The sequence below is a fragment of the Streptomyces roseoviridis genome (assembly GCF_039535235.1).
Taxonomy (GTDB): Bacteria; Actinomycetota; Actinomycetes; order Streptomycetales; family Streptomycetaceae; genus Streptomyces; species Streptomyces roseoviridis.
Genome location: NZ_BAAAWU010000001.1, coordinates 2596508 through 2617694, shown reverse-complemented (window position 1 = coordinate 2617694; position 21187 = coordinate 2596508). Strand labels below are relative to the sequence as shown.

Below are 21187 nucleotides of genomic sequence, written 5' to 3'. Positions count from 1 at the left end.
CTGCCGTTTGCCGGTGGGCGCCTACGGCGCGTGGCGGTCGCGTGCTCCCAGGCCCTCGTCGTCGGAGTCGGTCCACATTCCGCTGTCGTACGGGGCGTCGGGGATGGTCACGACGTGCTCCGGCCGGATGGCGGCCGGCCGCCCCGTGGGCGCGGCCCGCTCCGCCGCGACGCGGCGTTCCAGCTGCTCGACCGTGTGCTCGAGGTCGTGCAGGCGGCGCTTGACGGCCGCCAGATCGTCCTGAACGGACATGGTTGCCCTCACTTCCGCGAGTGCGGGGGTGGCGAACACGCGCTGGTGGGTGCCCCCGGTCGACCTGAGGGAGACCTTCGGGGAGTGTCGCGCGTCACATCCCGCTTGTGAAGCCGTGTGCACCTGAATCCACTCGTCCGGAGCGCCCCGGCGCCGGGCGATTGGGCCGCACGGGTGGGGATCGCCGTCCGTGCCGTCGTGTCGCCGCCGTCGGATCCGCTCCGTCCTTTTCAGTGTATGAGCAATAGGTGTGATCATCTCCAAATGGCACGAAACTGGACGAAGGGGTACAAGTCATGTCCCAGGTCGGCGCCCCACGCGGGAGGACATGCTCCAGGAGCCCCCGCTCCCGCACGCTCCGCTCCGTCGCGACCCTCGGCAGCGCGGTCCTCGCCCTCGCCGTGCTCGCCGGATGCAGCTCCGGCGACAGCGGCGACGAGCCGCCGACCGCCGCCCAGGACAACGCACCGGCCCCCCGCGACAAGGTCGCCGACGGCGGAACCCTGCGCTGGGCCGTCGACGCCCTGCCCACCACCCTCAACGCCTTCCAGGCCGACGCCGACGGCGCCACCGCCCGCATCGCCGGAGCCGTGCTGCCCGCGCTGCACACCCTCGACGAGCGCGGCCGGCCCCGGCTCAACCCCGACTACCTGGAGTCCGCCGAGGTCATCGAGACCGAGCCGAAGCAGGTCGTCCTCTACAAGCTCCACCAGCAGGCCGTCTGGAGCGACGGGCGCGAGATCGGCGCCCCCGACTTCGTCGCCCAGTGGCGTGCCCTGAGTGGCCGGGACACGGCGTACTGGACTGCCCGCAACGCCGGCTACGAGCGGATCGAGAAGATCGAGCGGGGCAAGAACGACCTGGAGGTACGGGTCACCTTCGGCAAGCCCTACGCCGACTGGCGCGCGCTGTTCACCCCGCTCTACCCGAAGGAGGTGATGGGCTCCCCCAACACCTTCAACGACGGCGCGCGCACCACCCTCAAGTCCACCGCAGGACCGTTCCTGCTGAAGGCGGTCGACCGCAAGGACGGCAGCGTCACGCTCGCCCGCAACCCGCGCTGGTGGGGCCAGGCCGCCAAGCTCGACTCCCTCGTCCTGACCGCCGTGCCCCGCACCGAGCGGACCGCCGCCCTCGCCGCCGACAAGCTGGACCTGGCCGAGATCGACCGGTCCACCGCCGACCGGATCGCCCTCGCCGTACGGGACGCCCGCGCCGGACGGAACGGCGCGCAGGCCCTCGCCCACGGGCCCGGCTCCGGGATCACCCCCGCCGCCGCCCTGAAGTCCTGGGCGCTCGCGTACGGCTCCGACGAGGAGAAGGCCGAGGAGGTCCGGGCGGCGCGCGAGCGGAACCAGCAGGCCGTCGCCCGCTACGCGGCCGAGCAGAAGGGCCTCGCCGGCTTCGTGGTCCGCAAGTCCCTGGAGCCCGCCTACACCCAGCTCTCCCTCAACGGGGAGTCCGGGCCGCTCGCCGACGAGCGGGTGCGCCGGGCCGTGGCCCGAGCGATCGACCGCCAGGAGCTGGCCGAAACCGTACTCAAGCCGCTCGGGCTGCCCGCCAAGCCCCCGGGCAGCCACCTCGCGCTCGCCGGGCAGCCCGCGTACGCCGACAGCAGCGACGCGCTCGGCGACCAGGACACCGAGGAGGCGCGGGCCCTCCTCGCCGACGCGGGCTGGGTGCCGGGCGGGGCGCTGAAGAAGCCGCCGGCCGTGAAGAAGGCGGGCAGCGAGGCCGAGAAGACCGCGGAGAAGAAGGACGCCGAGAAGAAGGACGCGGGCGAGAAGGACGCGGGCCGGGACGCCGGGGAGAAGGAGACGGACGCCGCCTCCGACGACGGCCTCTACATCGTCGGGGACGACAAGCCCGGCGAGCGCCCCGCCGCCCCGCTGATCGGCGCGGGCGGACCCGAGAACGGCACCAACATCCTCGCCCCGGCCCCCGTCGCCGCCCTCCAGGGCGCCGCCCTGCTCCGCCAGGCCGCGGCCCTCGACACGGACGCCGGTGCCAAGGCCGAGGGCAAGCCGCCGGCCAGGCCGGTCGCCGGTGCCTACGCCCCGCGCGGCACCGCCGCCCCGGCGGCGGTGGACGCGGCGGCCGCGCGGACCCTCGGCAAGGACGGCAAGCCGCTCAGCCTCCGTTTCGTCCTGCCCTCGGGGCCGGGCTCGGAGTCGCTGCGGGCGGTCGGCGACCGGATCGTCCGGATGCTCGACGCCATCGGCATCCGCACCGAGATCACCAAGGTCTCCGACGAGAGCTTCTTCAAGGACCACGTCGCCTCCGGCGACTACGACCTCGCCCTGTACTCCTGGCCCGCGACCGCCTTCCCGGCGACCGACGCCCGGCCGATCTTCGCCAAGCCCGAGCCGGCCTCCGACGGCTCGCTGCTGGTGGAGCAGAACTACGCCCGGGTCGGCACCGACCGCATCGACCAGCTCTTCGACCAGGCGGCGGCCACCCTCGACGAGGAGGAGGCCCGCGAGCTCGTCCGCCAGGCCGACGCCCGGATCTGGGCCGCGGCCGGCTCCATCCCCCTCTACCAGCGCCCCCAGCTGGTGGCGGTCAAGCCGGACGTGCTGAACGCGGGCGCCTGGGGCTTCGCCGCCCCGCGCTACCAGGACATCGGATTCAAGAAGGCGGAGCCCGCGAAGGGCGCCGAGCGCAACAAGGGCTGACGACGCGCGCCCCGGGCGGACGACGGGCCGGCCGGGGCCTCGGGCCGAAAGCCGCCCCAATACCCGAAAGTAGCCGAAACTCCAAGTCGCAAGCTCAGAAGCAGCTCAATTTCCTTGCCCGCCGGTCCCGCCGGCGGGCAGGATCACGATGGCCCCTTGACCCGGCCGCACGAGTCCGCATGACCTTCCCCACACCCCGAAACCTCCCAGTAGACCCTCTCGGATCCCTCCGGGGAAGCCCCTTGCACGGCAGCCCCGTACCATAGGACATAGCCGTGGCGCGTCCGCCCGGCGGGCGTAAGAGGAACTGACGCCGATTCCCACGATCCGAGAGAAGCGCAAGCCACCCATGCCCACGCGCCACGACATCCGTAACGTAGCCATCGTCGCCCACGTCGACCACGGCAAGACGACCATCGTCGACGCCATGCTCAAGCAGGCGGGTGCCTTCGCCGCCCACCAGCAGCTCGACGACCGCATGATGGACTCGAACGACCTGGAGCGTGAGAAGGGCATCACGATCCTCGCCAAGAACACGGCGGTGAAGTACCACCCCAAGGACGGCGGGGCCCCGATCACGATCAACATCATCGACACCCCCGGCCACGCCGACTTCGGCGGCGAGGTCGAGCGCGGTCTGTCGATGGTCGACGCCGTCGTCCTCCTGGTGGACGCCTCCGAGGGCCCCCTGCCGCAGACCCGCTTCGTGCTCCGCAAGGCGCTGCAGGCCCGGATGCCCGTCATCCTCTGCATCAACAAGACGGACCGCCCCGACTCCCGGATCGACGAGGTCGTCAACGAGACCTACGACCTGTTCCTGGACCTGGACGCCGACGAGGACCAGATCGAGTTCCCGATCGTCTACGCCTGCGGCCGTGACGGCATCGCCTCGCTGACCAAGCCGGAGGACGGCACGGTCCCGGCGGACTCCACCAACCTGGAGCCCTTCTTCTCCACGATCCTGGAGCACGTCCCGGCCCCGACGTACGAGGAGGACGCGCCGCTCCAGGCCCACGTCACCAACCTCGACGCCGACAACTTCCTCGGCCGCATCGCGCTGCTCCGCGTCGAGCAGGGCGAGCTGCGCAAGGGCCAGACGGTCGCGTGGATCAAGCGCGACGGCTCGATCCAGAACGTCCGCATCACCGAGCTGATGATGACCGAGGCGCTCACCCGCAAGCCGGCCGAGGTGGCGGGCCCCGGCGACATCTGCGCCGTCGCCGGCATCCCCGACATCATGATCGGCGAGACCCTGGCCGACCCGGAGAACCCGGTCGCGCTGCCGCTCATCACGGTCGACGAGCCGGCCATCTCCATGGTGATCGGTACGAACACCTCCCCGCTGGTCGGCCGCGGCGGCACCGGCAAGGGCGCCGACGCCAAGGCCGCGGTCAAGGACCGCAAGGTCACGGCCCGTCAGGTGAAGGACCGTCTGGACCGCGAGCTCATCGGCAACGTCTCGCTCCGCGTCCTGGAGACCGAGCGCCCGGACGCCTGGGAGGTCCAGGGCCGTGGTGAGCTCGCGCTCGCCATCCTGGTCGAGCAGATGCGCCGCGAGGGCTTCGAGCTCACCATCGGCAAGCCGCAGGTCGTCACCAAGGAGGTCGACGGCAAGGTCCACGAGCCGGTCGAGCGCATGACGATCGACGTGCCCGAGGAGCACATGGGCGCCGTCACCCAGCTCATGGGCGTCCGCAAGGGCCGCATGGACAACATGTCGAACCACGGCTCCGGCTGGGTCCGCATGGAGTTCGTCGTTCCGTCCCGTGGCCTCATCGGCTTCCGCACGGAGTTCCTGACCCAGACCCGCGGCACCGGCATCGCCCACTCGATCCACGAGGGCCACGAGCCGTGGTTCGGTCCGCTCCAGACCCGTAACAACGGCTCCCTGGTCGCCGACCGCGCCGGTGCGGTCACCGCCTTCGCGATGACCAACCTCCAGGAGCGCGGCGTCCTCTTCGTGGAGCCGGGCACCGAGGTGTACGAGGGCATGATCGTCGGTGAGAACTCCCGCTCCGACGACATGGACGTGAACATCACCAAGGAGAAGAAGCTGACGAACATGCGTTCCTCGTCGGCCGACTCCTTCGAGGCGATCGTCCCGCCGCGCAAGCTCTCCCTGGAGCAGTCCCTGGAGTTCTGCCGCGACGACGAGTGCGTCGAGGTCACCCCGGAGGCCGTGCGCATCCGCAAGGTGAACCTGGACGCCCGCGAGCGCGCCCGCGCCGCCTCCCGCGCGAAGAACGGCTGAGCCGTCACGGCGGCCGCTGAGGCCGTCTGAGCGGAAGCTCACATTCAGGGTTCGGCCCCCCGCACGGCGTGCGGGGGGCCGAACCCTTCTTCAACGGTTCGTCAACGTGCGTCAAGCATATTTACCCGGCCAAGCGTCCGGATATCGGTCGTCGCTCTCCGGAACGTGTGTTAACGGTCCGTTTCGTCGGTGTCTGTCTCTGCTCGCTTTGTCCGGATTTCGGTCTTCCTGGCTTCGGTGATGTTGTCAAAACGAGACCGCTTAAGTGTGGTTTACGGCCCGGACGTACTTAATAGTTGGCTCCATTGAGCTCGGGTCAATGGGTCACGCACTGTGGGGAGTGCCGACTCACGAGCACACTCGGGGCACTTGAGTGCAACGCCGTCAGGGGTGTCGGCAGAACTCGGAGTGCCTCTCTTGTAGTGACAAGTGGACTCATGAGGAGGAACCCATGCGCGGTGCCAAGAGCGCCAAGTGGGTAGCGGGCGCGATCGTTGTCGCCCTGGCAGCGACCGCCTGTGGCGGGGGTAAGAGCGACGAGGGCAAGGCTGGCGCCGGCGCCGTCGACCCGAACGGAATCTTCTCGGTCGAGCTGGGTGAGCCTGAGAAGCCCCTGCTCACCGGTGACACGATGGAGTCGAACGGCTCCGCGGTCATGGCCGGTCTGTTCTCGACCCTGGTCGACTACAAGGCCGACGGCTCCCTGGAGATGATCAACGCCGAGTCGGTCACCACCACCGACTCGAAGACCTGGACCGTCAAGCTCAAGCCGGGCTGGACCTTCCACGACGGCACCCCGGTGACGTCCAAGTCCTTCGTGGACGCGTGGAACTGGAACGCCAACGTCAAGAACGCGCAGGGCCTCGCGTCCTGGTTCGCGGACGTCAAGGGCTTCGACAAGGTGCACCCCGAGGCGGAGGGCGCCAAGCCGACCTCCGACAAGCTCGAGGGTCTGAAGATCGTCGACGACAACACCTTCACGATCGAGCTCAACTCCGCGGTTCCGTACTTCGCGCACAAGCTCGCCTACATCGTCTTCGCCCCGCTCCCGGAGTCCTTCTTCAAGGACCCGGTCGCCGCGGGCCAGAAGCCGGTCGGCAACGGTCCCTACAAGTTCAAGTCCTGGGACCACAAGAAGAAGATCGAGATCGTCCGCTACGACGCCTACAAGGGCCCGAACAAGGCGAAGAACGGCGGTGTGGTCTTCAAGAACTACACCACCCTCGAGGCCGCGTACGAGGACCTCAAGTCGGGCAACGTCGACGTCCTGCGTCAGATCGCCCCGAAGGACCTCCCGGTCTACCGTCAGGACCTCGGCGACCGCGCCGTGGACCAGGCGTACTCCGCGATCCAGACCGTCGCCGTCGCCTTCTACGCCGAGCAGTGGAAGAAGCCGAAGCAGATCGACCCGCGCGTCATCCAGGGTCTGTCCATGGGCATCGACCGCGCCACCATCACCAAGACGGTGCTCAACGGCACGCGTGAGCCCGCCACCGGCTGGGTCGCCAAGGGCGTGCTCGGCTACCAGCCGAACGCGGTCGAGATCACCAAGTTCGACCCGGCCAAGGCCAAGGAGCTCATCAAGGCCGGCGGCGGCGTCCCCGGCAACAAGATCTCCATCCAGTACAACGCCGACGGCGGCCACAAGGAGTGGGTGGAGGCCGTCTGCAACTCCATCCAGCAGTCCACCGGCGTCCAGTGCGTCGGCGACGGCAAGCCGGACTTCCAGGCCGACCTGACCGCTCGTAAGACGAAGCAGGTCAAGTCCCTGTACCGCTCCGGCTGGGTGCTCGACTACCCGGTGAACGCCAACTTCATCTCGGACCTGTTCCGTACGGGTGCGGGCGGCAACCAGGGCGACTTCTCCAACAAGGAGCTGGACGCCAAGATCGCGGCCGCCGACTCGGCCAAGACGCTCGACGAGTCGGTCAAGGCGTACCAGGCCATCGAGAAGGACCTGGTCAACTACATGCCGTCGATCCCGCTCTGGTACTACAAGGTCAACGCGGGCTACTCGGAGAAGGTCTCCGGCGTGGCGTACGGCCAGGACGGCGACCCGATCCTGACCGGCGTCGAGGTCAAGAAGTAATCACCCAAGCGTAGTCCGCTCGCCGTCGCGGGGCTGACGGATCGTCAGCCCCGTCTCGGCGCCTTACGCAGTGGCTGGGGGGCCCTTCCACGACATCAGCGTGCCCGCACCTGGGCGTGCTGTCGGGGGAGGGCCCGTCGGCTGCGGCCGTCACATCTCAACGGAGGCATGATGGGGCGCTATGTCGCACGACGACTGCTCCAGATGATCCCGGTGTTCTTCGGGACAACCCTGCTGATCTTCCTCATGGTCTACAGCCTGCCCGGCGACCCCGTGGCGGGTCTGTTCGGCGACAAGGGCGCGAGCCCGGCGACCATCGAAGCCATCAGACACAAGCTCGGTCTGGACCTGCCGCTGTACGAGCAGTACTGGAACTACATGAAGGGCATCATCCTTCATTTCGACTTCGGCACCCAGATCCGCAACGACCGCCCGGTCACCGAGGTGCTCGGCGAGGCGTTCCCGGTGACGCTCCAGCTGGCCACCCTGGCCTTCGCGTTCGAGCTCATCTTCGGCATCGGCCTCGGCATCATCGGCGGCCTGAAGGCCGGCAAGCTCGCCGACAACGCGATCCTCATCTTCACCCTGCTGATCATCTCGATCCCGGTCTTCGTGCTCGGCTTCTTCATCAAGATGGTCTTCGCCGACAACCTGGGCTGGATCGCCCCGAACGTCAGCAACGAGCAGCTGTGGTCCGAGATGATCGCCCCGGCGGTGGTCCTCGGCGGTCTGTCCCTCGCGTACGTGGCCCGACTGACCCGTACGTCCATGGCGGAGAACCTGCGCGCCGACTACATGCGCACGGCCGTCGCCAAGGGCCTGCCGAAGCGCCGCATCATCGGCGTCCACCTGATGCGCAACTCGATGATCCCCGTCGTCACCTTCCTCGGCACCGACATCGGCGCCCTCATGGGTGGTGCGGTCGTGACTGAGAAGATCTTCAACATCAAGGGCGTCGGCGGTCTGATCGCCGAGTCGATCTCCCGCCGCGAGGGTTCGACCCTGGTCGGTCTCGTCACCATCCTGGTGATCGTCTACCTCGTCACCAGCCTTCTCATCGACCTGCTGTACGCGGTCCTGGACCCGAGGATCCGTTATGCCTGACGTGACCAAGACCGCCGCCGTGGCAGAAGAGGCCGTCGACGCCCCCTCCGTCGTCGAGGCCGCCGCGCCGAAGCAGGAGAAGGCCCGCTCCTTGTGGGGCGACGCCTGGCACGACCTGCGTCGCAACCCGTACTTCCTCGTCTCGGCCGTCCTGATCCTCTTCCTGCTGACGGTCGCCGCGTTCCCGGGACTGTTCACCAGCGCCTCGCCGACCGTCGGCGACCTGGTGAACCACTACCTGGGCAAGCCGGAGCTCGCCCACATCGGCCAGGCCGACTGGCTCGGTTACGACGGCCAGGGCCGCTCCGTGTACGCCCGCATGATCCATGGCACCCGTGCCTCGATCATCGTCGGCATCTGCGTCACCGCCATCGTCACCGTCGTCGGCGGCCTCATGGGCATGCTCGCCGGTTATTTCGGCGGCGTCATGGACGCGATCCTCTCCCGGGTCACCGACATCTTCTTCGGCATCCCGTTCCTCCTGGGCGCCATGGTCGTCCTGCAGTCCTTCACCGAGCGCACCGTCTGGGTCGTCGTCGGCGCGCTGGCCTTCCTCGGCTGGACGCAGATGGCCCGCGTCATGCGCGGAGCGGTGATCACCGTCAAGCAGGCCGACTACGTGCACGCCGCCAAGGCGCTCGGCGCCGGCACCAGCCGGATCCTGTTCAAGCACATCCTCCCGAACGCGATGGCGCCGGTGATCGTCGTCGCGACCATCGCGCTCGGCGGCTACATCTCGGCCGAGGCGACCCTGTCCTACCTGGGTCTCGGTCTCGCGGCCCCGACGGTCTCGTGGGGCGTCGACGTCTCCACCGCCGTCGACCAGATCCGCGTCGCTCCGCACATCCTGCTGTGGCCCTCGATCATGCTGAGCGTCACCATCCTGGCGTTCATCATGCTCGGCGAAGCGGTCCGCAACGCCCTCGACCCCAAGATGCGCTGAGGAGGGCGTAAAAGATGAGCCTCATCGACAAGACCGACAAGACCGCGTCCGTCCCCGCGCCCCGCGACGGTGACGACCACACCGGTCCGCTCCTCGAAGTGCGCGACCTGCACGTCGAGTTCCACACCCGCGACGGTGTCGCCAAGGCGGTCAACGGCGTCAACTACTCGGTCGACGCCGGCGAGACCCTCGCCGTCCTCGGCGAGTCCGGCTCCGGCAAGTCCGTCACCGCCCAGGCGATCATGGGCATCCTCGACATGCCGCCCGGCAGGATCCCGCAGGGCGAGATCCTCTTCCGCGGCCAGGACATGCTGAAGATGTCCTACGAGGAGCGCCGGAAGATCCGCGGCCGCAAGATCGCGATGATCTTCCAGGACGCGCTGTCCTCCCTCAACCCGGTCCTCAGCGTCGGCTACCAGCTCGGCGAGATGTTCCGGGTGCACCACGGACTGTCCAAGAAGGACGCCAAGGCCAAGGCCATCGAGCTGATGGACCGGGTGAAGATCCCCGCCGCCTCGGCGCGGGTCTCCGACTACCCGCACCAGTTCTCCGGCGGCATGCGCCAGCGCATCATGATCGCCATGGCGCTCGCCCTGGAGCCGGACCTGATCATCGCGGACGAGCCCACCACGGCGCTCGACGTGACCGTCCAGGCCCAGGTCATGGACCTCCTCGCGGAGCTCCAGCAGGAATACAACATGGGTCTGATCCTGATCACCCACGACCTCGGCGTCGTCGCCGACGTCGCGGACAAGATCGCGGTCATGTACGCCGGCCGCATCGTGGAGCAGGCGCCGGTGCACGAGCTGTACAAGCGCCCGGCCCACCCGTACACCCGCGGTCTGCTGGACTCGATCCCGCGCCTGGACCAGAAGGGCCAGGAGCTCTACGCGATCAAGGGCCTCCCGCCCAACCTGCTCCGCGTGCCGACCGGCTGCGCCTTCAACCCGCGCTGCCCCAAGGCGACCGACCTCTGCCGTACGGAGATCCCGGCGCTCGCGCCGGTCACCGAGCAGGACGGGGCCGAGCTGCCGGGCCGCAAGAGCGCCTGCCACTTCTGGAAGGAGACGATCCATGGCTGAGCTGAGCAAGACGAACGAGGCCGGGGGCGTGTCCGAGGCGGAGGCCGTAGCCGCCATCGAGGCTCCGGTCGAGCGCGGTGAGCCGATTCTCCAGGTCCGCAACCTGCAGAAGCACTTCCCGCTCACCCAGGGCATCCTGTTCAAGAAGAACGTCGGCGCGGTCAAGGCCGTGGACGGCGTCTCCTTCGACCTCTTCCAGGGCGAGACCCTCGGCATCGTGGGCGAGTCCGGCTGTGGCAAGTCCACCGTCGCCAAGCTCCTGATGAACCTGGAGAAGGCCACCGCGGGCGAGGTCTTCTACAAGGGCCAGGACATCACCCGGCTGTCCGGCCGCGCGCTGAAGGCCGTGCGCCGCAACATCCAGATGGTGTTCCAGGACCCGTACACCTCGCTGAACCCGCGCATGACGGTCGGCGACATCATCGGCGAGCCCTTCGACATCCACCCCGAGGTGGCCCCGAAGGGCGACCGGCGCCGCAAGGTGCAGGAGCTGCTCGACGTCGTCGGTCTGAACCCCGAGTACATCAACCGCTACCCGCACCAGTTCTCCGGCGGTCAGCGCCAGCGCATCGGCATCGCCCGCGGCCTCGCGCTCAACCCGGAGATCATCATCTGCGACGAGCCGGTCTCGGCCCTGGACGTGTCCGTCCAGGCCCAGGTCATCAACCTGATGGAGAAGCTCCAGGACGAGTTCAACCTCTCCTACATCTTCATCGCGCACGACCTGTCGATCGTCCGGCACATCTCGGACCGCGTGGGCGTCATGTACCTGGGGAAGATGGCCGAGATCGGTACGGACACCCAGATCTACGACCACCCGACCCACCCGTACACCCAGGCGCTGCTCTCCGCCGTCCCGGTGCCGGACCCGGAGGCCCGCGCGCACCGCGAGCGGATCATCCTCACCGGTGACGTGCCCTCGCCGGCCAACCCGCCGTCGGGCTGCCGCTTCCGCACCCGCTGCTGGAAGGCGCAGGACAAGTGCGCCACCGAGGTCCCGCTGCTCGCGGTCCCGGAGCGCTTCGTCGGCCAGGACACCCCGGCCGCGCACGAGTCCGCGTGCCACTTCGCCGAGGAGAAGGCGGTTCTCGCCGTCTGACCCGGCCTCGTCCGCAAGGGCCCCCGGCACCCCGTGAGGGTGCCGGGGGCCCTTGCGTTCATCCGGACGCCGTTAACGTGCACTCCCTCCCATACCGGGTGATATTGGGCCCTAAGTCAGACTGAGGACATCGGGAGGCACTCCATGCGCGGAGCCACGCACGCCAAGTGGGCCGCTCTGGCCACCGCCGTCGCCCTCGCGGCGACCGCCTGCGGCGGGGGCGGCGACACGGGCGGCGGGGGCGCGGACGGCGTCGTGACCTCCTCGTGGGGTGACCCCCAGAACCCGCTGGAACCGGCGAACACCAACGAGGTCCAGGGCGGCAAGGTGCTGTCCATGATCTTCCGCGGCCTCAAGCAGTACGACCCGAAGACCGGCGAGGCCAAGGACATGCTCGCCGAGAAGATCGAGACCACCGACTCGACGAACTTCCGCATCACCGTCAAGAACGGCTGGACCTTCTCCAACGGCGAGAAGGTCACCGCGAAGTCCTTCGTCGACGCCTGGAACTACGGCGCCCACCTGAAGAACAACCAGAAGAACGCCTACTTCTTCGGCTACATCGAGGGCTACGACAAGGTCCACCCCGACAAGGGACAGCCGAGCGCCGCGACCATGTCCGGCCTCAAGGTCGTCGACGAGCGGACCTTCACCGTCAAGCTGACCCAGAAGTTCTCGACCTTCCCCGACACCCTCGGCTACGCGGCCTTCGCCCCGCTCCCCAGGGCGTTCTACGACGACCACGCCGGCTGGCTGTCGAAGCCCATCGGCAACGGCCCGTACACCGTGGACTCCTACTCCAAGGGCTCCCAGATGGTCCTCCGGCGGTGGGACGCCTACCCCGGCACGGACAAGGCCCAGAACGGCGGCATCACCCTCAAGGTCTACACGGACAACAACACCGCCTACACCGACCTGACGGCCGGCAACCTCGACCTCGTCGACGACGTCCCCGCCTCGCAGCTCAAGAACGTCTCCGCCGACCTCGGCGACCGGTACATCAACACCCCCGCCGGCATCATCCAGACCCTCTCGTGGCCCTTCTACCGGCCGGAGTTCAACAAGCCCGGCCAGGAGAAGCTCCGCAAGGGCCTGTCGATGGCCATCGACCGCAAGCAGATCACCGAGACGATCTTCCAGAAGACCCGCACCCCCGCCAAGGACTGGACCTCACCGGTGCTCGGCGCCGACGGCGGCTACAAGGAGATGTGCGGCGAGGCGTGCGAGTACAACCCGGCCGAGGCCAAGAAGCTGGTCGCGCAGGGCGGCGGCATCCCCGGCGGCACGCTGAGGATCTCGTACAACGCCGACACCGGCTCCCACAAGGAGTGGGTGGACGCCGTCTGCAACTCCATCAACCGCGCCCTCGGCAACAACAGGGCGTGCGTCGGCAACCCGGTCGGCACCTTCGCCGACTACCGCAACCAGGTCACCACCCAGAAGCTGAACGGCCCCTTCCGGGCCGGCTGGCAGATGGACTACCCGCTCATCCAGAACTTCCTCCAGCCGCTGTACTACACCAACGCCTCGTCCAACGACGGCAAGTACTCCAGCCCCGAGTTCGACAAGCTCGTCGACGACGCCAACGCCGAGACCGACACCAAGAAGGCCGTCGAGCTCTTCCAGCGGGCCGAGGAAGTCCTCCGCGACGACATGGGCGCCATCCCGCTCTGGTACCAGAACGGCAGCGCCGGCTACTCCGAGCGCGTGGAGAACGTGTCCCTGAACCCCTTCAGCGTCCCGGTCTACGACCAGATCAAGGTCAAGTGACGCCCCGGCGGGCCGAGCAGCCTGACAGGTCGGCGGCGTACGGCCCGGCCCCGCGGACCCCGCGCCGGGCCGTACGCCTTCCTCGCCCTCTTTGGAGGTTTCCGTGGGTCGTTACGTGATCCGGCGACTGCTGCAGATGATCCCCGTCTTCTTCGGCGCCACCCTGCTGATCTTCCTGATGGTCAACGTGATGGGCGACCCCATCGCCGGACTGTGCGGCGACCGCCAGTGCGACCCGGCGACCGCCGCCCAGCTGAAGAGGGAGTTCGGCCTCGACAAGCCGGTCTGGCAGCAATACCTGACCTACATGGGCAACGTCTTCACCGGGGACTTCGGCACCGCCTTCAACGGCCAGCCGGTCACCGAGCTGATGGGCCTCGCCTTCCCGGTCACCATCCGGCTCACCGTCGTAGCCATCCTCTTCGAGATCGTCATCGGCATCGCCCTCGGCGTGGTCACCGGCCTGCGCCGGGGCCGCCCCGTCGACACCACGGTCCTGCTGCTGACCCTGGTCGTCCTGTCCGTCCCCACCTTCGTCACCGGTCTGCTCATCCAGCTGCTCCTCGGCGTGAAGTGGGGCTGGATCAAACCCGCCGTGTCGCCCGAGGCCGCCTTCGGCGAGCTCATCGTCCCCGGCCTCGTCCTCGCCTCCGTCTCCCTCGCCTACGTCACCCGCCTCACCCGGACCTCGATCGCCGAGAACAAGCGCGCCGACTACGTGCGCACCGCCGTCGCCAAGGGCCTGCCCCGCCGCCGGGTCATCACCCGCCACCTGCTGCGCAACAGCCTCATCCCGGTGGTGACCTTCATCGGCGCCGACGTCGGCGCCCTCATGGGCGGCGCCATCGTCACCGAACGGATCTTCAACATCCACGGCGTGGGCTACCAGCTCTACCAGGGCATCGTCCGCCAGAACACCCAGACCGTCGTCGGCTTCGTGACCGTCCTCGTCCTGGTGTTCCTGCTGGCCAACCTGCTGGTCGACCTCCTGTACGCCGTACTCGACCCGAGGATTCGCTATGCCTGAGCAGCCGCACGACCCGTACCACGAGGAGGGGGCCGCCATCGCCGCCACCGGCGCGGGCGGCGCCGTGGACCTCGCCATGGACGAGGGCGAGACGCTGGAACAGCGTCCATCAGCCGCCTCCGGCGGCCCGCAGGGCACCGGACCGGACAGGAAGCCGCGCTCGCTGTGGTCCGACGCCTGGCACGACCTGCGCCGCAACCCGGTCTTCCTCGTCTCCGGCCTCGTCATCCTCTTCCTGGTCGTCATCTCCGTCTGGCCCTCGTTGATCGCCTCCGGCGACCCGCTCGACTGCGACCTGTCCAAGGCCCAGGAAGGCTCCCAGCCCGGCCACCCCTTCGGCTTCAACGGCCAGGGCTGCGACGTCTACACCCGTACGGTCTACGGCGCCCGCACCTCCGTCACCGTCGGCGTCTGCGCCACCCTCGGCGTCGCGATCCTCGGCAGCGTGCTCGGCGGGCTCGCCGGCTTCTTCGGCGGGGCCTGGGACGGCTTCCTCTCCCGCATCACCGACATCTTCTTCGCCATCCCCGTCGTCCTCGGCGGCCTGGTGCTGCTCTCGGTGGTGACCAGCTCCACCGTCTGGCCCGTCATCGGCTTCATGGTGCTGCTCGGCTGGCCGCAGATCTCCCGCATCGCCCGCGGCTCCGTCATCACCGCCAAACAGAACGACTACGTCCAGGCGGCCCGGGCCCTCGGCGCCTCGAACTCCCGGATGCTGCTGCGCCACATCGCGCCCAACGCCATCGCGCCCGTGATCGTCGTCGCCACCATCGCGCTCGGCACCTACATCGCCCTGGAGGCCACCCTGTCGTACCTCGGCGTCGGCCTGAAACCGCCGACCGTCTCCTGGGGCATCGACATCTCCTCGGCCTCCCAGTACATCCGCAACGCCCCGCACATGCTGCTCTGGCCGGCCGGCGCCCTGGCCGTCACGGTGCTCGCCTTCATCATGCTCGGCGACGCGGTGCGCGACGCCCTCGACCCCAAGCTGAGGTAGGGCCATGCTGCTCGAAGTCCGTGACCTGTACGTGGAGTTCCACACCCGCGACGGGGTGGCCAAGGCGGTCAACGGCGTCACCTACTCGGTCGACGCGGGGGAGACCCTCGCCGTGCTCGGCGAGTCCGGGTCCGGCAAGTCCGTCACCGCCCAGGCCGTCATGGGCATCCTGGACATGCCGCCCGGAAGGATCACCGGCGGCGAGATCCTCTTCCAGGGCCAGGACCTGCTGACGCTGGGGGAGGAGGAACGGCGGAAGATCCGCGGCGCCCGGATGGCGATGATCTTCCAAGACGCGCTGTCCTCCCTCAACCCCGTCCTCAGCGTCGGCGACCAGCTCGGCGAGATGTTCGAGGTCCACCGCGGGATGTCCCGCAAGGACGCCAGGGCCAGGGCCGTCGAGCTGATGGACCGGGTCCGCATCCCCGCCGCCAAGGAACGGGTCGGGCAGTACCCGCACCAGTTCTCCGGCGGCATGCGCCAGCGCATCATGATCGCCATGGCGCTCGCCCTGGAGCCGGACCTGATCATCGCCGACGAGCCCACCACCGCCCTCGACGTCACCGTCCAGGCTCAGGTCATGGACCTGCTCGCCGAGCTCCAGCGCGAGCTGAACATGGGGCTCATCCTCATCACCCACGACCTCGGCGTGGTCGCCGACGTCGCCGACAAGATCGCCGTCATGTACGCGGGCCGGATCGTGGAGCACTCGCCCGTCCACGAGATCTACAAGGCACCCGCCCACCCCTATACCAAGGGACTGCTGGAATCGATCCCGCGCCTGGACCAGAAGGGCTCGGAGCTGTTCGCCATCAAGGGCCTGCCGCCCAACCTCCTCGCCATCCCGCCCGGCTGCGCCTTCAACCCGCGCTGCCCGCTCGCCCAGGACCGGTGCCGCACCGACGTGCCGCCGCTGTACGACGTCACCGAGTCACCCGTACCGCGCTCCAGTGCCTGCCACTACTGGAAGGAGTGCCTCCATGGATGAGGCGATTCTCCAGGTCCGCGGCCTGGTCAAGCACTATCCGCTGACCCGGGGCGTGCTCTTCAAGAAGCAGGTCGGCGCGGTCAAGGCGGTCGACGGCGTCGACTTCGAGCTGGCCGCGGGGGAGACGCTCGGCATCGTGGGCGAGTCCGGCTGCGGCAAGTCGACCGTCGCGAAGATGCTGGTCAACCTGGAGAAGCCGACCGCAGGCGCCATCCTGTACAAGGGCGAGGACCTCACCACGCTGTCCCCGCGCGCCCTCAAGTCGGTGCGCCGCAACATCCAGATGGTGTTCCAGGACCCGTACACCTCGCTGAACCCGCGCATGACGGTCGGCGACATCATCGGGGAGCCGTACGAGATCCATCCCGAGGTGGCCCCCAAGGGCGACCGGCGCCGCAAGGTGCAGGACCTGCTGGACGTCGTCGGACTGAACCCGGAGTACATCAACCGCTATCCCCACCAGTTCTCCGGAGGCCAGCGTCAGCGCATCGGCATCGCCCGCGGCCTCGCCCTGCGGCCCGAGATCATCGTGGCGGACGAGCCGGTGTCCGCCCTCGACGTCTCCGTGCAGGCGCAGGTGGTGAACCTGCTCGAGCGGCTCCAGACGGAGTTCGGGCTCTCGTACGTCTTCATCGCGCACGACCTGTCGATCGTCCGGCACATCTCCGACCGGGTCGGCGTCATGTACCTGGGCCGCATCGTCGAGACCGGCACCGACGCCGAGATCTACGACCACCCGACCCACCCGTACACCCAGGCGCTGCTCTCCGCCGTCCCGGTGCCGGACCCGGCGGCGCGCGCGCACCGCGAGCGGATCATCCTCACCGGTGACGTGCCCTCACCGGCGAACATCCCCTCCGGCTGCCGGTTCCGCACCCGCTGCTGGAAGGCCCAGGAGCGGTGCGCCCTGGAGGTGCCGCTGCTCGCCGTCCCGGCCGTCTTCCGGGACACCGACTCCCCGGCGCGGCACGACTCCGCCTGCCACTTCGCGGAGGAGAAGCACGTGGTGCCGTCGGGCACCGGGTCCGAGGGGACGGAGCGGCCCGGCGGACCGGATTCCGGATCCCACCTGCCTTAACGCGCAGGCAACGTCGCCGAATCGGATCCGGTATACGAACAGGGGAGGCTCGGTGACGTACGGCCGTGCGGGTGCCGTAGGCCGGCCGGAGCGCGCCTTGCCGCCCCGGTCGGCCGCCCCTCCGCACCGGCCGCCCCACCACCCCGGCCGGCCCGCCGCACCGCGCGAACCGCCCGCGCCGCACCCGACTTGACGCACCCGCACCGCGCATATGCCGAACCGCTTGTGCCCGCCGGGGGCGACCGTGAGTATCGGCCTCGTGACTGTGACACGTACGGCACGTCTCACCGGCGCCGCCCTGTGCGGCGCACTCGCCCTCGTCATCGTCCTCTGGATGCTGCGCGACCTCGCCGCCCTCGGCCCGAGCACCGAGCTCCTCTGGTACTGGGCCGGCGACCACCGCCTCCCGAGCCACCACGCCACCGCGACCTCGCTCGTCGACGTGCTCCTGGTCCTCGTCTACGCCGCCACCGGGGCCGCCGCCCTGCGTTCCCCGCTCGCCGCCTCCGCGTTCACCGTCACCGGCCTCACCACGCTCGCGCTGCGCCTGCCCGGACTGTGGGCCGCCGGCGTCGAGGTGCTGCTCACCACCCTCCTCTTCCTCGCCCTCGCCGCCGGGCTCGTCGTCACCGCCGCCGCGGGCCGCCGCGACGACGGCCCGGACGCCACCTCCGGCCCGCGCTCCGGCCCCGTCTCCCCGCCCCCGCCCGCACGCCCCGCGACCGGCCCCGCCGTCGCCGCCGGTGTCCTCTGCGCCACCGCCGCCCTGCTGTGGGCCGGCTGGGAGCTCCGCTGGGCCACACTGCTCCCCGCCGACTACACCGTCAGCCGCTTCACCGGCGGACGCGGCCTGCTCCTGCCCGCCCTCGCCGTTCCGCCGGCCTGGCTGAACACCGTCCTCGCCCTGCTGCTCCTCGCCGCCGCCGTCAGCGCCTTCGCCCGCGCCCGCCCCACCCGGCCGCTCGGCCTGCTCGCCGGGCTGCTCCTGGCCGGCGCCGGAGCGAGCGGAACCGCCGCCGCGCTGCGCCCCGGCTGGCACACCTTCACCACCGAACAGGACCTGTACGCCGGCGCGTACGACCTCGGCTGCTTCTTCTCCCTCCTCGCCGGGCTGACCGTCATCGCCCTGCTCGCCCGGCCCGGCCGGGCGAGCCAGGTCCCGTACCGGCCCGTCGCCGCCCTCCCCCCGGCCCCGCCGGCGCAGCCCCCGCCCGGCTGGTGATCAGTCGGAGGACGGTCCCAGGCCGAGCGACCGCCGCAGGAAGTCGACCTGGAGCAGCAGCAGGTTCTCCGCCACCTGTTCCTGCGGGGTCATGTGGGTGACGCCCGACAGCGGCAGGACCTCGTGCGGCCGGCCGGCCGCGAGCAGCGCGGAGGAAAGCCGCAGGGTGTGCGCCATCACCACGTTGTCGTCGGCCAGACCGTGCACGATCATCATCGGCCGGAACGGCGGCCGCGGCCCGGTCAGTCCGTCGTCGGACAGCAGCGAGTTCGCCGCGTAGACCTCCGGCTCCTCGTCCGGACGCCCCAGGTACCGCTCGGTGTAGTGCGTGTCGTACAGCCGCCAGTCGGTCACCGGCGCGCCCACCACGGCGGCGTGGAAGACGTCGGGCCGGCGCAGCGCCGCCAGCCCGGCGAGATAGCCGCCGAAGGACCAGCCCCGGATCGCCACCCGCCCGAGGTCCAGCGGAAAGCGCCCGGCCAGCGCCCGCAGCGCGTCGACCTGGTCGTCCAGCGACAGGGTGAGGTCACGGCCGATCGCCTTCTCCCAGGCGGGGGAGCGTCCCGGCATGCCCCGCCCGTCGGCGACGATCACCGCGAAGCCCTGCTCGGCGAACCACTGCGAGGTCAGGTGCGGGTTGTGCGCGGCGACCACCCGCTGCCCGTGCGGACCGCCGTAGGGGTCCATGAGCACCGGCAGCGGCCCGTCCGCCTCCGTCCAGCCCGACGGAAGCAGCACCGCGCACGGGATCCGCCGCTCGCCCGCCTCGGTGAGGTGCACCTCGGCGCGGAGCGGGGGCGTCCGCGCGTACGAGGCGACCTCGGCGACCCGCTTCCCCTCCCGGAGGACCCGCGTCACGCTGCCCGGCGCGTCCGGCCGGGCCGAGGACAGCACCGTCACCGCGCCGGACCGCACCGCTCCGTGCACCCCGGTGCCCTCGGAGAGCCGCTCCACCGCCGGCTCGCCGTCCAGGCGCACCCGGTACACATGGATCTCTCCGGTCTCGGGAGCCCCGGCCGCCTCACCGGCCGACGCCGAGATCAGGACATCTTCCGTACCGACGTCGAGGACCGCCCGCACGTGCAGCCGGGCGTCCGTGAGCGCCCGGTCGCCGATCGCCAGGACCCGTGCGCCGCCCTCACCCGGCTGGTCCTCCACGCGCACGAGCCGCCCGTCCGCCGTCCACGCCGGCACACCGGTGAAGAGTTCCAGCCACACCGGATCCTCCTCCCGGCGCACCGTACGCGTCGCCCCCGAGTCCGGGTCGACCGCCAAGTACGCCTGCGAGCGCTGGTCGCGCGCCTGGACGAGGAGCAGCGGGGGCCCGTCGGCCGACCAGTGCACCCGGGCCAGGTAGGGGAAGGCCGCCCGGTCCCACCGCACCTCGGTGCGATTTCCGGCCAGATCGACGACGAAGAGCCGCACCTCCGCGTTGGCCGTGCCCGCGGCCGGGTAAGCGACCGCCTGCGGCGCGCGGTCCGGGTGGGCCGGATCGGCGATCCACCAGCGCCGCACCGGACGCTCGTCCACGCGCGCGACGAGCAGACGGTCCGAGTCCGGACTCCACCAGAAGCCGCGCGCGCGGTTCATCTCCTCGGAGGCGATGAACTCGGCCAGCCCGTACGTGATCCCCCGCCCGTCCGCTCCCGCCTCGTCCGCCCCTTCCGCTTCGCCTTCCGGCCCGGCCAGTACCCGGTCGCCGCCCGTGCCGTCCGCCCCGGTCACCCGCAGCGCCCCGCCCGCCACGTACGCGACCCACCGCCCGTCCGGCGACGGACGCGGGTCCACCACGGGACCCGGCACCGGCAGCTCGCGTGCCGTCCCCGCCCGCAGTTCCGCCGTGAACAGCCGCCCGGACAGCGCGAACGCCGCCAACTCCACGGCCCCGTCCACCGCGTAGCCCACGATCCCGCCCGAGCCCTCCCGGGCCCGCTCCCGGCGGGCCCGCTCCTCGGCCGACAACTCCTCGGCGGCGCCCGCGAGCAGCGCTTCCGGATCCGCCGCGAGCCGCTCCCGGCCCGTGTCGAGGTCGAGCACCCACAGCCGGTGCGAGCGGTCGGTCCCCGCGTCGTCCGGCCCGGAACCGGAGCGGAGGAAGACCACCCGCCCGCCGTCCGGCGAGACCGTGAACGCGCGCGGGGCGCCGAGCGCGAAGCGCTGGGTCCGCGCGTACTGGCGGGGGAAGGACACCGATGCGTCTCGTGGCGAAGTCATGTGACCGAAACTAGCGTCCGTGCGCCCCCTCATGCCCCCGTACACCGATCGATGCGATGGCACGGATAGTTATGATCCGTAGCGCTAGGTGGGTATGCATCCACCGGCACATGCCAACCGAACGTCCGACCGAAATGTCCGACCGAAGAAGTGTGGAGGTGAACCGCCGTGGCACTCTCGATTTCGGTGGTTGTGCTGCTGGCGATCGTCGTCTTCCTTCTGATCCGGAAATCCGGACTCAAGGCCGGCCACGCGGCGGTCTGCGCGCTCCTGGGTTTCTATCTGGCGAGCTCGTCCATCGCGCCGTCCATCAGCACCCTCACCACCAACGTGGCGAGCATGATCGGCGGCCTCAAGTTCTGACCCGACCGGCCGTCGCGGGCCCCGCCTCGTAGG

General features: G+C 69.9%; 16 protein-coding genes. 14 read left to right on the top strand and 2 right to left on the bottom strand.

Annotation, left to right across the window (positions count from 1 at the left end):
• Nucleotides 1–21: 21 nt before the first annotated feature.
• Nucleotides 22–252 carry a hypothetical protein gene (locus tag ABD954_RS11580; RefSeq protein ID WP_345485840.1) on the bottom strand — a complete coding sequence of 77 codons (231 nt, stop codon included), beginning with the start codon at nt 250–252 and terminating at the stop codon, nt 22–24.
• 296 nt (nt 253–548) lie between these two features.
• On the opposite strand from ABD954_RS11580, the gene ABD954_RS11575 reads away from it, so the two are divergent.
• From ABD954_RS11575 to ABD954_RS11515, 13 genes are all read left to right on the top strand, one after another.
• A complete protein-coding gene (locus ABD954_RS11575; protein WP_345485839.1) occupies nt 549–2927 on the top strand; it encodes an ABC transporter family substrate-binding protein in 2379 nt (792 codons plus the stop codon).
• 349 nt (nt 2928–3276) lie between these two features.
• Nucleotides 3277–5178 carry a translational GTPase TypA gene (gene typA / locus ABD954_RS11570; protein WP_345485838.1) on the top strand — a complete coding sequence of 634 codons (1902 nt, stop codon included), beginning with the start codon at nt 3277–3279 and terminating at the stop codon, nt 5176–5178.
• A gap of 451 nt (nt 5179–5629) precedes the next feature.
• On the top strand, nt 5630–7267 hold the full coding sequence (locus ABD954_RS11565; RefSeq protein WP_345485837.1) for a peptide ABC transporter substrate-binding protein: 1638 nt from the start codon (nt 5630–5632) through the stop codon (nt 7265–7267).
• Nucleotides 7268–7438: 171 nt separating this feature from the next.
• Nucleotides 7439–8371, top strand: coding sequence for an ABC transporter permease (locus tag ABD954_RS11560; RefSeq protein WP_345492102.1), 933 nt, complete (start codon nt 7439–7441; stop codon nt 8369–8371).
• On the top strand, nt 8364–9314 hold the full coding sequence (locus tag ABD954_RS11555) for an ABC transporter permease (protein ID WP_345485836.1): 951 nt from the start codon (nt 8364–8366) through the stop codon (nt 9312–9314). Before ABD954_RS11560 ends, ABD954_RS11555 begins: the two co-directional genes overlap by 8 nt.
• 14 nt (nt 9315–9328) lie before the next feature.
• Nucleotides 9329–10396 carry an ABC transporter ATP-binding protein gene (locus ABD954_RS11550; protein ID WP_345485835.1) on the top strand — a complete coding sequence of 356 codons (1068 nt, stop codon included), beginning with the start codon at nt 9329–9331 and terminating at the stop codon, nt 10394–10396.
• A complete protein-coding gene (locus tag ABD954_RS11545) occupies nt 10389–11495 on the top strand; it encodes an ABC transporter ATP-binding protein (protein ID WP_345485834.1) in 1107 nt (368 codons plus the stop codon). Before ABD954_RS11550 ends, ABD954_RS11545 begins: the two co-directional genes overlap by 8 nt.
• Nucleotides 11496–11639: 144 nt before the next feature.
• The gene (locus ABD954_RS11540; RefSeq protein WP_345485833.1) at nt 11640–13265 is read left to right on the top strand and encodes a peptide ABC transporter substrate-binding protein; all 1626 of its coding nucleotides are present in this window, start codon (nt 11640–11642) and stop codon (nt 13263–13265) included.
• 103 nt (nt 13266–13368) lie between these two features.
• Nucleotides 13369–14292, top strand: coding sequence for an ABC transporter permease (locus ABD954_RS11535; protein WP_345485832.1), 924 nt, complete (start codon nt 13369–13371; stop codon nt 14290–14292).
• Nucleotides 14285–15289 (top strand): ABC transporter permease, encoded by a 1005-nt coding sequence (locus ABD954_RS11530; protein ID WP_345485830.1) that lies wholly within the window; start codon nt 14285–14287, stop codon nt 15287–15289. Before ABD954_RS11535 ends, ABD954_RS11530 begins: the two co-directional genes overlap by 8 nt.
• A gap of 4 nt (nt 15290–15293) precedes the next feature.
• Entirely contained in the window at nt 15294–16277 is a 984-nt protein-coding gene (locus ABD954_RS11525) for an ABC transporter ATP-binding protein (protein ID WP_345485829.1), read from the top strand.
• A complete protein-coding gene (locus ABD954_RS11520; RefSeq protein ID WP_345485828.1) occupies nt 16270–17355 on the top strand; it encodes an ABC transporter ATP-binding protein in 1086 nt (361 codons plus the stop codon). Before ABD954_RS11525 ends, ABD954_RS11520 begins: the two co-directional genes overlap by 8 nt.
• A 259-nt stretch (nt 17356–17614) precedes the next feature.
• Nucleotides 17615–18577, top strand: a complete 963-nt coding sequence (locus ABD954_RS11515; protein WP_345485827.1) for a hypothetical protein — start codon at nt 17615–17617, stop codon at nt 18575–18577.
• Here the strand turns inward: ABD954_RS11515 and ABD954_RS11510 are convergent, their stop codons facing one another.
• A complete protein-coding gene (locus ABD954_RS11510) occupies nt 18578–20791 on the bottom strand; it encodes an alpha/beta fold hydrolase (RefSeq protein WP_345485826.1) in 2214 nt (737 codons plus the stop codon).
• A 168-nt stretch (nt 20792–20959) separates the two neighbouring features.
• Here ABD954_RS11510 and ABD954_RS11505 point away from each other — a divergent pair, with 168 nt between their 5' ends.
• Nucleotides 20960–21154, top strand: coding sequence for a hypothetical protein (locus tag ABD954_RS11505; RefSeq protein WP_345485825.1), 195 nt, complete (start codon nt 20960–20962; stop codon nt 21152–21154).
• The last annotated feature ends 33 nt before the right edge of the window (nt 21155–21187 follow it).

What these genes read in the sequence shown, in the direction of transcription:
- typA (WP_345485838.1), top strand. Translation starts at nt 3,277, where the DNA reads ATGCCCACGCGCCACGACATCCGTAACGTAGCCATCGTCGCCCACGTC.
- ABD954_RS11550 (WP_345485835.1), top strand. Translation starts at nt 9,329, where the DNA reads ATGAGCCTCATCGACAAGACCGACAAGACCGCGTCCGTCCCCGCGCCC.
- ABD954_RS11545 (WP_345485834.1), top strand. Translation starts at nt 10,389, where the DNA reads ATGGCTGAGCTGAGCAAGACGAACGAGGCCGGGGGCGTGTCCGAGGCG.
- ABD954_RS11565 (WP_345485837.1), top strand. Translation starts at nt 5,630, where the DNA reads ATGCGCGGTGCCAAGAGCGCCAAGTGGGTAGCGGGCGCGATCGTTGTC.
- ABD954_RS11575 (WP_345485839.1), top strand. Translation starts at nt 549, where the DNA reads ATGTCCCAGGTCGGCGCCCCACGCGGGAGGACATGCTCCAGGAGCCCC.
- ABD954_RS11560 (WP_345492102.1), top strand. Translation starts at nt 7,439, where the DNA reads ATGGGGCGCTATGTCGCACGACGACTGCTCCAGATGATCCCGGTGTTC.
- ABD954_RS11580 (WP_345485840.1), bottom strand. Translation starts at nt 252, where the DNA reads ATGTCCGTTCAGGACGATCTGGCGGCCGTCAAGCGCCGCCTGCACGAC.
- ABD954_RS11525 (WP_345485829.1), top strand. Translation starts at nt 15,294, where the DNA reads ATGCTGCTCGAAGTCCGTGACCTGTACGTGGAGTTCCACACCCGCGAC.
- ABD954_RS11555 (WP_345485836.1), top strand. Translation starts at nt 8,364, where the DNA reads ATGCCTGACGTGACCAAGACCGCCGCCGTGGCAGAAGAGGCCGTCGAC.
- ABD954_RS11510 (WP_345485826.1), bottom strand. Translation starts at nt 20,791, where the DNA reads ATGACTTCGCCACGAGACGCATCGGTGTCCTTCCCCCGCCAGTACGCG.
- ABD954_RS11540 (WP_345485833.1), top strand. Translation starts at nt 11,640, where the DNA reads ATGCGCGGAGCCACGCACGCCAAGTGGGCCGCTCTGGCCACCGCCGTC.
- ABD954_RS11530 (WP_345485830.1), top strand. Translation starts at nt 14,285, where the DNA reads ATGCCTGAGCAGCCGCACGACCCGTACCACGAGGAGGGGGCCGCCATC.
- ABD954_RS11520 (WP_345485828.1), top strand. Translation starts at nt 16,270, where the DNA reads ATGGATGAGGCGATTCTCCAGGTCCGCGGCCTGGTCAAGCACTATCCG.